This window comes from Oceanobacillus indicireducens (genome assembly GCF_014647195.1).
Lineage (GTDB): Bacteria > Bacillota > Bacilli > Bacillales > Amphibacillaceae > Oceanobacillus > Oceanobacillus indicireducens.
In genome coordinates, this window is sequence record NZ_BMOS01000053.1 from 1 (window position 1) to 11,876 (window position 11,876).

Genomic DNA, 11,876 nt, shown 5'->3' on the forward strand with positions numbered 1-11,876 from the left:
TCGATCGAGGACTTAACTAACTTCTATTTTGATGTCGTGATTTACTCTTATTTAGTTTTCAGGGTACAAATTCACATTTGTATTAGGATTATAATTTGTTATAATATAGTATATGTCTGGTAACGATGGCGGAGAGGTCACACCTGTTCCCATACCGAACACAGCAGTTAAGCTTTCCAGCGCCGATGGTAGTTGAGACTTTGTCTCTGCGAGAGTAGGACGTTGCCAGGTAGTAAAAAAGTGGATTACTTTTGTAATCCACTTTTTTTATTGTCGCCGGGTGGTCATTGTGAAGCTTAGTCGTCCTTATGGCCTTGGTGAAAGTCAACATTAACTCTAAAGGAGGGCCGCTTAAATACGGGGTAAAGCCGCCCAACAGCGGCATTCTCCTAAAGGGATACATTTCCTTTATCTCAATGAGAAGAGTGGAAGCTCAATTAAGTTTGCTCACGTATGAGGCAACATCGAACTACCTCCCGTCCCAGGAGGCACAGTTTGTACGTTACTACGATGCACAGGATGTAGCTAATACAAACACTCTTCGGTGGGACGAGTAATCGTAGTCCCAGGCGTTGCGAAACGAATCGCGTACTTAGCCTGTAAGGGGAGCTTGCGCCTTTGTTTTAAATTATATAGTGCAAATGAAAAACGTGGCTCTTATAAGAACCACGTTTTTTTGTTGCCCAATAAGCTTTCCAAATGGGACGATTCAAATGGGAACTATTTCGTTCATGAGGAAGACGATTTACCCGGCATAATTTGTTGCATCATTTGCCCGATGCCCTGATTATTCCCGCGGCTCATCGAATAGAACGTAGCAGCACCAACACCGATTGACGCGATTAGCGGTAGCCAGATTCCATTTTTCATTTTTTATCCATCCCTTTCTGTCTAAGCTATTAGACAGTTATAGTGTTAGCTACTTGGTTGCAATCATACGAGGCAGCTATTGGAAATTAGCAGTCAACAACATCTAAGGTCTCCCGAAGGACCAGGTTAGCTCCATGCGGCATTCATACCGGCAAGGCGCCCGGTGACAAGGGCCGAGGTGATGTTATAGCCTCCGGTGTAGCCGTGAATGTCGAGTATTTCTCCGCAGAAGAATAATCTGTCCATCAATTTTGATTGCATTGTGTTTGGCACAATCTCGTTAATGGAAACCCCACCACCTGTAACGAAAGCTTTTTCCATCGGAAGAGATCCATCGACTTTAAAGGAAAATTGTTTAATCGCTTGAGCAAGTGCACGGACATTCTCTTTAGAAAGATGGTTACCTTGTAAGTTCTCATCAATGCTTAAGGTATCAAGCAAGAATTGGAGGTACCGCTCAGGAATAAGACCTTTTAAGCTGTTCTTAATGGCACGTTTTGGATTATTATGGATGAGTTCGTTTATCTCCTGTCTGATTTTTTCTTGGTTTTTGTCGGGGAGAGCATCGATTTGTAAAGTTACAGCTTGTTCTTTCATCAATTCCTTCACGACAAATTGGGAGCAGCGTAAAATGGCGGGTCCCGAGACCCCGAAATGGGTGAAGAGCATGTCCATGCGATGGGTTATAATTGATTTTCCTTTTTTGTTTAATACAGAAACAGCTACATCCCTTAGTGCAAGTCCTTGCAGGATTCGTTCTTTTATAAAAGATTCCTTAGATGTCAAAGGAACTTCTGTAGGAAAAAGTGTTGTAATCGTATGACCAGCTTTCTTTGCCCAAGGGTATCCTTCACCATTGCTACCTGTATGAGGCACTGCTTTCCCTCCGACAGCAATGACAATAGCTTTCGTTTCATATACATCTCCATTTTCGCCATATACTTTATGAACCGTTTCTCCATAGTCGACCGCTTTAACTGGAGAATTTAATTTGACTTCCACTTGAAGCTTGTTCAGTTGGTCAATGAGGGTATTAACAACTGAGGCTGCTGAATTCGAGGCGGGAAACATACGCCCATGGTCTTCTTCTTTTAAGGCAACTCCAAGGTTCTCGAAGAATTCAATAATATCGTAATTATTAAAAACAGAGAACGCACTGTAAAGAAATTTACCGTTCCCTGGAATATGTTTAATTACTTCGTCTTCGGGTAGCCGATTTGTTACATTACAACGACCGCCACCGGAAATAGCAAGCTTTTTACCGAGTTTTTTACCTTTTTCAAGTAAAAGGGTGTGTGCACCATGCTCGGCTGCAGAGATTGCGGCCATTAATCCCGACGGTCCACCACCAATGACAATAACGTCATAAGTCATTTTATTCACTCCTCTCGTTAGATATCTTACCCTTTCCAGGTGAATCTGAGCAACTTTCTAGGTAAATACATGATAATAAAACAGTTTCAATATCAGTTGAGGCAACTTTGTGGTAAAATAACATAGGTATCTATTTAAGAGAAATACAGGTGAAAACATGTCGAATCTTGTTAGAGGATCATTGCTGCTTACAGTAGCAACCTTTCTTTCTAAATTTTTAGGATTGATTTATTTAATACCATTTAACATGTTAGTTGGAGCTGAAGGGGCAACACTATATAATATCGCTTATGTTCCATATAATATTATGTTGAGTATCTCGACTATTGGTATTCCACTGGCAATGTCGAAAACTATATCAAAATACAACGCCCTGGGTGACTATGCGACAGGTAGGCGTACCTTTAAACATGGCACCGTTCTTATGTTTATTACAGGATTTATAGCCTTTCTTATTCTTTATTTTGGGGCTGATATCCTTGCTCATTGGATTATTACGGGTGATGGTTCACAAGGGGCAACAGTCGAGGATGTCGTACTCGTCATCCGTGCAGTAAGCTTTGCCTTAATCATTATTCCTGCTATGAGTATTATGCGCGGTTTTTTCCAGGGACATGAATCCATGGGACCGTCAGCAATTTCAACCGTAACCGAGCAAATTGTGAGGATTGCGTTTGTTCTTGTGTCTGTATTTATTGTTATAGTTATTTTAAAAGGCACGATTGCAACTGCTGTCGGCTTTGCGACATTTGGAGCATTCGTGGGAGCGGTTGGTTCTTGGTTTGTTCTGTTATGGTATTGGAAAAAAAGAAAACCACATCTTGATCGGCTCCTTGAAGAACAGGCTGTGAATAGTGAGTTAACTACAAAAGATATATTTATGGAAATGTTCAGTTATGCAGGGCCTTTTATTATTGTTGGGCTTGCTACTTCACTTTATCAACTCGTTGATTTATTTACCTTTGAACGAGCACTTGTAGCAGCTGGGAATGAAGAAATGCATTGGGCGCTTGGGGCAATCAATACATTAGCCCACAAAATCGTCATTATCCCAGGCACAATCGCAACAGGCCTTTCTTTAGCGATTCTTCCAGCATTAACCCGGACATTTGCACAGAGAAATATAAAAGAATTGCATAAACAAATTAACCAATCTTTACAAATCGTCCTCGTATTGGTTATTCCAGCAGTAATAGGAATTGCTTGTCTCGCTGATGTGTTTTATGCGTCCTTGTATGGGTTGGATGAGATTGCAACGACAGGAATGCTGCTTGCATGGTATGCACCGGTTGGTCTTTTCTTTGCGTTGTTTACCGTAACAGCGTCGATCTTGCAAGGAATCAATCAGCAAAACTTTACTGTGCTGAGCTTAATGGCAGGATTACTCGTTAAGGTATTATTAAATATTCAGCTGATCCAGTGGTTCGGTGCAAAAGGGATTATATTCGGCACTGGTCTTGCTGTTATTATTGCCGTATGTATTAATTTATTCCGGATTAAGCGGTCGGTTGATTTTCCGTTCCGTCAAGTCACGAAACGGACGATACTTATTTTAATTTTTGGGGCGATTATGGCGCTCGCTATCTTTGTTGTAAAAGCAATTCTTGGTATGTTCATTTCGTATGAAACATCACGTACCGGATCCATTATCGTATTGCTTGCAGGAGTATCTGTTGGCGGGGGAGTTTATTTATGGCTCGCCTATGCATCAACATTACTGCATCACGTATTCGGTGATGAAATACCGTTTGTCGATAAGTTATTACGTAAGCTCCGTAAATAATGGAGGGATAGAATGCGGTTAGATAAAATGCTTTCCAATATGGGAGTTGGCACAAGAAAAGAAGTAAAAGCCATGTTGAAGAAAAGCCTTGTTACTGTTAATGATGCGTCTGTAAAAAATGGGAGCAAGCATATTGATCCTGAAATAGATGTTGTAAAAGTGGACGGCCAGAAAATCGTTTATGAGAAATATATCTATTTGATGCTCCATAAACCGGATGGTATTTTATCAGCCACTAGAGATTATCATACAAGAACCGTCGTTGATTTAATTGATCCTTATTTCCAACACTTTCAGCCATTTCCAGTAGGGAGGCTCGATAAGGATACAGAAGGGTTATTACTTCTTACAAACGATGGTGATCTTGCACATCGTCTTCTCTCACCAAAGAAAAACGTGGAAAAAACATATTTCGCAACCATTGAGGGAAGAGTAACAGATGAGGATATTCGTAAGTTTAAGGATGGAGTAGATATTGGAGAAACGGAACTCGCTAAACCTGCCGAGCTTGTGATTTTACGAAGTGGTTCCATCTCCGAAATTGAACTGACCATTACGGAAGGGAAATTCCATCAAGTAAAGCGGATGTTTGAGGCTGTTGGTAAAAAGGTCACTTATCTGAAAAGGCTGCGGATGGGCGAACTAACTCTCGACCCCTCCCTTCCAAAGGGTGAGTACCGCCGCTTGAATGAAGAGGAACTGGCTTATTGTGAGCAAGTGAAGGATGTAAAACATGAGGTGAGATAGTGAGCCATTATTTTCTTGGAATTGAGATCGCGGATGATTTAAAGAATTTTTATAATGATTGGCAACAGGAGTTAAAGCCGATTTTCCCGTATAAAAGCTGGACAGATGCACGCGATTTGCATATTACACTTTCCTTTTTAGGAGAGGTGCATCGAGACCATCTCGAAAAGCTTGTGAAGCAACTGGAAATATTACAGTTTTCCGGTAGCTTTACGCTTTCATTGGAAGGACTAGGTACATTCGGGAAGAGTAACCGTCCGCGTGTCCTTTTTGTCGATGTACGTCTTAATGAGGAACTCCTGCAATTACAACAGCAGATTGTAAAAGCGACAGAAGCGTTAGGCTTTGAGCAAGAGAAACGTGCATATCGTCCCCATCTTACCCTTGGGAAAAAATGGGGAAAAGCATTTGATTTGCCAGAAGGTAAGCTAAACGAGATAAAATTACGTTATCAGCAGATTAATCAATTTGAGGTCACTGCCTTTACTTTATATAAGATTCATCCAGGACACGTACCAAGCTATGAAAAAGCTGCTGTTTTTCCACTTTGAATGGATAGGAAGGGTGGTTTTTAATGGCACAGTTAATCAAAATTCAAGACTACATTACGAGGTATGAATGGGATACTTTTCGGTACCCGACGCAGTACATCCGTCTAAAACGGGAAAGCTGGGACCGGTTATATGAACGCTGGTCCAGCCCTACCCGGGACATGCCATCACAAGAAGAACTATATTCGGAGGAAACGGCGGATTCTATTTTATCCAAGTTAAAGAATAAATTATTAAGAAAACCAGTTTACTCAGAAACGGTTCAAGAAGAAGAGTCAAGTGAAACGGAAGCTCTTCCTGAAACCGAGCAGGAATTAAAACAGGAATTTCTAGATAATCTATTAAACTTTCAGATGAAATGGGCAACATCGACTGTGACTCATCAATCAATCGTTGCCAAAAAATATTATTCAGATCCCTTGTTGAAATATTTGCTCCAGCGGCTTCCAGATACGTATCTCGTGATGTATCATCCAATATTTTCAGTTAGGCAAGTGCCTGTGGAAGGTGATATTATTTTAATTACACCTGTGGAAATAGAAGTGATCCAATATGTCGAGTTGGAAGAAGATGCGGTTCTTATGGCAGGCGAAGAGCGGACATGGCATGTAGAGAGCCCAGAGGGAAACAGAAAGATATTAAATCCGCTCATTTCATTAAAACGGACGGAAAAATTAGTGAAAAGCATATTGGCTACAAAAGACATTTCACTACCTGTTAAAAGGAGCGTATTGTCACGTACTAATCCAATTTATTTTGCAAGTGAACCTTACCAGACGCAAATTATTGGCAGTACAAATTATATCGATTGGTTTAATGAAAAAAGATCCTTTCAATCGCCGTTAAAAAATATTCAAATCAAAGCCGCGCAAACTTTATTAAGATATTGCCAATCCACCTCATTGAAGCGACCGGAATGGGAAAAGGACGGAAATGGACATGCTGCAATAGAAGAGGCGGAAGACATATAATATGGACACTTATTGTAAATCCGCAAAGTTGGGAACGGCAGATTGCAAAAAAACACATTTTACTGTTTTTATTGGGATTTATGAGAAGAGATAAAAGGAATCGAACTCCTGGAAGCTTAACAATCGAGTCGGAAAAATCTATTCGCAAGTGGACGGCAAGACACAAGTTTATAAGGCGGGAAATCAAAAAGCGACAGAACGGAATCCGGTTAATTGTTCCGAAATAATACATATAGTTGTAATTTGATACAATTAATTTTAAAATGGTATTTCAAATGTTACAAGTGAAAGATGGGAAAACTTCATGAAGGAATGGCTTGAAAAAGCGGTAGGAAAAGGCTGGACTCTCACTCCAGCTGGCGGCCTAACAGGGGACGCCTATATTGCTACAAAAGACAATCACAAATTATTTGTTAAACGGAATAGCTCGCCATTTCTCGCGGTGTTATCGGCTGTCGGTATTGTTCCTAAGTTGATTTGGACAAAACGGATGGAAAATGGTGATGTGATAACCGCCCAAGAGTGGCTCGAAGGTAGAGATTTAACCAAGGAAGATATGAAGAGCGGGCAAATTATGGAATTATTAAAGAAAATTCATCATTCGCCTGAACTATTGCATATGCTCATGCGCCTAGGAAAGAAACCAGTTACATCTGATCAATCACTCCTAGAGATCGAGGGCCGTTTAGTGCGCCTCGGTTTACTCGAGCAATATGAAGAAGTCGCTGTTGCTTTAAATTATTTGGTGAAGCTTTTACCGATTACCCGAAATCAAAAGCTTGTCGTCTGTCATTGTGATCTTAATCATAATAATTTATTAATGTCTGAGTCAGGGGAGATATTTCTAGTGGATTGGGATAATGCTATGATTGCCGACCCGGTGATTGATTTTGGTTTCCTTTTGAAATGGTATATCCCTAAAGAAGAATGGGACGAATGGCTGGAGAAATACGGAGTCACCGAGCATGAATATTTGTATGAAAGAATGCACTGGTATCTATTGTTGAATGCCCTTGATTATATTAGCTGGCATAGTGAAAGACATGAAGCAGATAAGGTAAAGGAACGGTTGGAGTCGTTAAGTGAACTGAATCAATTTATGGAAAGCATGATGAACTGACATCATTTGCTTTATCACGTATTAACGGTCTGTAATAGCCCACTGAATGAGTTTCACTTAATTATATAGAGAAGACATGATAGGTAAGGATGGATAGGAAATGCGTCAACGTTATAAACCATGGGCTGATGATTTTTTATTAGAGCATCAGGATTTAATAATACAAAACCCTACTGAACAAAAGGGCAGGTGGCAGGACTTATTTGCGAGCAAACAGCCCTTGCATTTGGAAGTAGGAACAGGAAAAGGTCAATTTCTTGTCGGGATGGCAAAGCAGCATCCCGATATTAATTTTATTGGAATGGAAGTTGCAAAGAGTGTCGTCGTGACAGCGGGTGAGAAAGCATTGGAGGCAGAACTGGACAACTTACTGCTCGTCCACGCAGATGCTAATCATTTGCTTGATTACTTTGCGCAGGATGAAATTTCAACTATTTATTTGAATTTCTCTGATCCATGGCCGAAAAATCGCCATGAGAAACGTCGATTAACGTATACGGCATTCTTAAAACAGTATGAACATATTTTACAGCAAGAAGGGGAACTCCTATTTAAAACCGATAATCGTGGACTATTCGAGTATTCCCTCTGCAGCTTCTCCGCATTCGGTATGTTGCTGGGAGAAGTAAATCTTGATTTGCATGCAGAAGAAGATCCATTGAATGTCATGACAGAGTATGAAGAAAAGTTTTCTGCCAAAGGACATCCGATTTATCGCTGTAAAGCTGTTTTTCAAAGATAAGTAAAAACCGCATATCCCCTTTCTTATTGTATATAGCGGGATGTGCGGTTTATATGAAATGATTTTGTGATAAATATCATTAATCTTTTTTATCTTTCTCAGGATAAATTTCCTCACTTGCCTCCGTTTGATATCGCATTGCAGGAAACGGGATAATGGTCGCTTCCCTTCTCGGTAGTATTCGCTCTTTCATATATATATGAAAGAGTGCCTCGCAAAATGTAAAGAAATAAGCAATCGCCAACGAAATGGCTACTAAAGCTGTTGTTTGGCCAACATACATTCCAGAAAATAGCCAAACGACGAGAAATGAAATGCCGAAGTCAACGATAGCTGATGCGAGCATGCCAATTGCTGGAAGGATAAGAATGTCCGCTAGATAAGCAACTCCTGTCAACAAGAGTGAAAGGATAATTAAATGACCAAGTGTAACTGATCCAAACACGGAGAGAAGTGATGACAGGATAATCGCTGTGTAAACCCATTTAATGCCCAATGCTTTCATATGTACCAATTTAATAACCCCTCGCTTCTTGATTATATAAAGTTAGTATTTAGCTGGTTATAGCTTTTTATACACGAATAATCGAGTTTTAAAAAAGTACTTGACTTTATAGGTCGTTATTTGTCATAATTATTAGTAGTGAAAATAATTAGTTGCCTTTAAGTCAACCCTGTGAGGTTGGCAAGGTGATGCGGAATTTAGTTGTTCGAAGCGAGCGACTATAGTGGCGTGGGAATATCCATGCGCTAAAAATCTGCACCTTGCTGAACATAAAGGCAAGGTGTTTTTTTATGCAACAATTTAAAAAAACACCTTTCGCTAGAAAAATAAAATGCGAGGAGAAGGAAAATGAAACAACGAGAAATTGGCGTCGATGAACGATTACCCTTTATGCAGAGTCTGCCATTAAGCCTACAGCATTTGTTTGCCATGTTTGGTTCAACCGTGCTTGTACCAATTTTGTTCGGAGTTGACCCAGCAACGATTCTATTAATGAATGGATTTGGAACGTTATTATATATCTTTATTACAAAAGGAAAGATTCCTGCTTATTTAGGTTCAAGTTTTGCATTTATCTCGCCGGTTACAGTCGTCTTGACACAAGGTGGCGGATACGGGGCGGCCCTTGGTGGATTCTTCGTTGTAGGTGCAGTGCTTGTCCTTATCGGTTTAATCGTTAAGTTTGCCGGAACGTCTTGGATTGACTTTATATTCCCACCGGCGGCAATGGGAGCGATTGTTGCGGTAATTGGCCTGGAGCTTGTGCCAACAGCTGCGGATATGGCAGGATTGATCGCTGCTCAAGACGAACCGAGAGACACGACAGCGATTACGGTTGCTTTACTTACACTTGGTGCGACAATCATCTACTGGGTAACAATGCGCGGCTTTTTAAAAATCATTCCGATTTTACTGGGAATCGTAACTGGATATATCATTGCGACTATATACGGTATCGTTGATTATACAGCGGTGAAAGAAGCAGCTTGGATTCAAATGCCGACATACTACAAAATCGAGTTTAACTGGGCAGATATTTTAATTATTTTACCAGCGGCACTCGTTTTAATCCCGGAACATATTGGTCACTTAGTTGTGACAGGGAATATCGTGAAGAGAGACCTAGTGAAAGACCCGGGCTTAGACCGATCCCTATTAGGTAACGGTATTTCAACAATGATCTCGAGTTTATTCGGTTCCACACCAAACACAACGTACGGTGAGAATATTGGAGTACTCGCAATAACAAGAGTATACTCCACTTGGATAATCGGTGGAGCGGCAATTACTGCAATTATTCTATCATTCTGTGGAAAACTTGCAGCATTAATATCATCCATCCCGACACCGGTAATGGGCGGTATTTCCTTACTTCTCTTTGGAATCATCGCGGTTAGCGGGTTAAGAATGCTCGTTGAAGCACAGATTGATTATAATAATTCTCAAAATGTCATTTTAACGTGTGTCGTGCTTGGAATTGGGATCAGTGGTGCAAGTATCAATATTGGTTCGGTTGCATTGACAGGCATGGGCCTTGCAACAATCGTCGCGATTATCATAAGCATCTTTTTCAGACTGCTCGATGTATTAAAATTATCTAATGAATAAGGTTTATGGATTAACGGTCTGTAATCCCCCCACTGAATGAAGTTTCGCTTTAGGAAGTCAGAATTATTATGTTCTGACTTCTTTTTCTATATCAAAAGCTGAAGCTAGACGATCTATCAAGGTGAATCGTCCGTAGACTTGTGGGATAGAGCACGATAGAAAATGCGGCGCTTGTCCCAATGTCAGTAATAGTAGATTTTAGTCGAAAAATTCCACTGAAGTTTCGTTCTATGTTATAATCAAACAAATCAATATTTTAAATGAAGTATGAAAGTACATAAGGGGGAAAAGGGTTATGACGATAAAAACAACGGATGGTATTATTTCACAAACGGAGCAGTATGGTGCAAATAACTACCATCCACTCCCAATTGTGATTTCTGAAGCGGAAGGGGTATGGGTGAAAGACCCGGAAGGTAATGAGTATTTGGATATGTTGAGTGCATATTCCGCTCTGAACCAAGGGCACCGCCACCCAAAAATTATTCAAGCATTAAAAGATCAGGCAGATCGAGTAACACTGACTTCTAGAGCGTTTCATAATGATATTCTTGGTAGGTTGACGGAACGAATTGCGAAATTAACCGGCAAAGATAAAGTTTTACCGATGAATACCGGGGTGGAAGCCGTTGAGACAGCAATCAAAGCTGCACGGCGCTGGGCCTATGAAGTAAAAGGTGTGCAGGATAATCAGGCAGAAATTATTGCTGCAAGGGGTAACTTCCATGGCCGTTCGATCAATTCCATTTCTTTGTCTAATGATGAAACAGCAACAAAAAACTTTGGACCATTTGTACCAGGGATTATAAAGGTTGCTTTTGGTGAAGTGGAAGCCATTCGTAAAGCAATTACCCCAAACACAGCAGCGATTATCGTTGAACCAATCCAAGGGGAAGCAGGGATTATTATTCCGCCAGAAGGTTATTTACGTGAAATCCGTAAGATCTGTGATGAGAATAATGTATTGTTTATAGCCGATGAAGTACAAACTGGTTTAGCCCGGACAGGGAAGATGTTTGCCTGTGAATGGGAAGGTGTAGAACCGGATATTTATGTCATGGGTAAAGCGCTTGGCGGTGGTGTTATGCCGGTCTCTGCTATTGCTGCGAACAAAGAAATCATGGATGTATTTACGCCTGGTTCCCACGGTTCCACATTTGGTGGTAATCCACTTGCTTGTGCGGTTTCTATCGCTTCGATTGATGTCATCGAGGAAGAGGATCTTGTAACGAACTCTCTTCGGCTTGGTAAATATTTCGCTGAAGAATTACGAAAAATCGATAATCTAGATTTAGTGGAAGTGCGGGCGCGAGGACTCTTTATCGGTGTCGAGTTTAACCACCCTGTCCGGGGATTCTGTGAGACACTGAAAGAAGAGGGAATTCTCTGTAAAGAGACCCACGAGAATACAATTCGTTTCGCACCGCCATTAATAATCACCAAAGAAAACCTAGACTGGGCACTAGAACGCATTCATAACGTATTAAGTAAATAGAGAAATTTTCACTAGGCTGGAACATAACGAATGTGTGACTGGTTATGTTCCAGTTATATTTGAACAAAGGCGGAAGCGCCCGTTTAGCAACGTACAAACTGGAGCACTCC

10 protein-coding genes and 1 rRNA gene are annotated in these 11,876 nt (G+C 40.7%); 9 read left to right on the plus strand and 2 right to left on the minus strand.

Annotation, left to right across the window (positions count from 1 at the left end):
• The first annotated feature begins 115 nt into the window (after positions 1-115).
• Positions 116-231 (plus strand): 5S ribosomal RNA (gene rrf / locus IEX94_RS18655).
• Between the two features lie 765 nt (positions 232-996).
• On the opposite strand, the gene IEX94_RS18665 is transcribed toward rrf, so the two are convergent.
• Entirely contained in the window at positions 997-2,244 is a 1,248-nt protein-coding gene (locus IEX94_RS18665; protein WP_188859663.1) for a BaiN/RdsA family NAD(P)/FAD-dependent oxidoreductase, read from the minus strand.
• Between the two features lie 157 nt (positions 2,245-2,401).
• Here IEX94_RS18665 and IEX94_RS18670 point away from each other — a divergent pair, with 157 nt between their 5' ends.
• From IEX94_RS18670 to trmB, 6 genes are all read left to right on the plus strand, one after another.
• Positions 2,402-4,027, plus strand: coding sequence for a putative polysaccharide biosynthesis protein (locus IEX94_RS18670; protein WP_188859665.1), 1,626 nt, complete (start codon positions 2,402-2,404; stop codon positions 4,025-4,027).
• A gap of 12 nt (positions 4,028-4,039) precedes the next feature.
• A complete protein-coding gene (locus tag IEX94_RS18675; protein ID WP_188859668.1) occupies positions 4,040-4,774 on the plus strand; it encodes a pseudouridine synthase in 735 nt (244 codons plus the stop codon).
• Positions 4,774-5,325, plus strand: a complete 552-nt coding sequence (gene thpR / locus IEX94_RS18680; RefSeq protein ID WP_188859670.1) for an RNA 2',3'-cyclic phosphodiesterase — start codon at positions 4,774-4,776, stop codon at positions 5,323-5,325. The genes IEX94_RS18675 and thpR overlap by 1 nt, the downstream gene beginning before the upstream one ends.
• 23 nt (positions 5,326-5,348) lie before the next feature.
• A complete protein-coding gene (locus tag IEX94_RS18685) occupies positions 5,349-6,296 on the plus strand; it encodes an NERD domain-containing protein (protein ID WP_188859673.1) in 948 nt (315 codons plus the stop codon).
• Positions 6,297-6,600: 304 nt separating this feature from the next.
• Complete coding sequence (locus IEX94_RS18690; protein WP_188859675.1) at positions 6,601-7,416, plus strand: phosphotransferase family protein; 816 nt, start codon at positions 6,601-6,603, stop codon at positions 7,414-7,416.
• A 100-nt stretch (positions 7,417-7,516) separates the two neighbouring features.
• Positions 7,517-8,158 (plus strand): tRNA (guanosine(46)-N7)-methyltransferase TrmB, encoded by a 642-nt coding sequence (gene trmB, locus IEX94_RS18695; RefSeq protein WP_188859677.1) that lies wholly within the window; start codon positions 7,517-7,519, stop codon positions 8,156-8,158.
• Positions 8,159-8,237: 79 nt separating this feature from the next.
• On the opposite strand, the gene IEX94_RS18700 is transcribed toward trmB, so the two are convergent.
• Complete coding sequence (locus tag IEX94_RS18700) at positions 8,238-8,663, minus strand: DUF2512 family protein (RefSeq protein WP_229782803.1); 426 nt, start codon at positions 8,661-8,663, stop codon at positions 8,238-8,240.
• A gap of 348 nt (positions 8,664-9,011) precedes the next feature.
• Between IEX94_RS18700 and uraA the strand changes: the two genes are divergently transcribed.
• Positions 9,012-10,271, plus strand: coding sequence for a uracil permease (gene uraA / locus IEX94_RS18705; RefSeq protein ID WP_188859681.1), 1,260 nt, complete (start codon positions 9,012-9,014; stop codon positions 10,269-10,271).
• Positions 10,272-10,566: 295 nt separating this feature from the next.
• Positions 10,567-11,766: an ornithine--oxo-acid transaminase gene (locus IEX94_RS18710; RefSeq protein WP_188859684.1), complete on the plus strand. Its 1,200-nt coding sequence runs from the start codon at positions 10,567-10,569 to the stop codon at positions 11,764-11,766.
• Positions 11,767-11,876 lie beyond the last annotated feature (110 nt).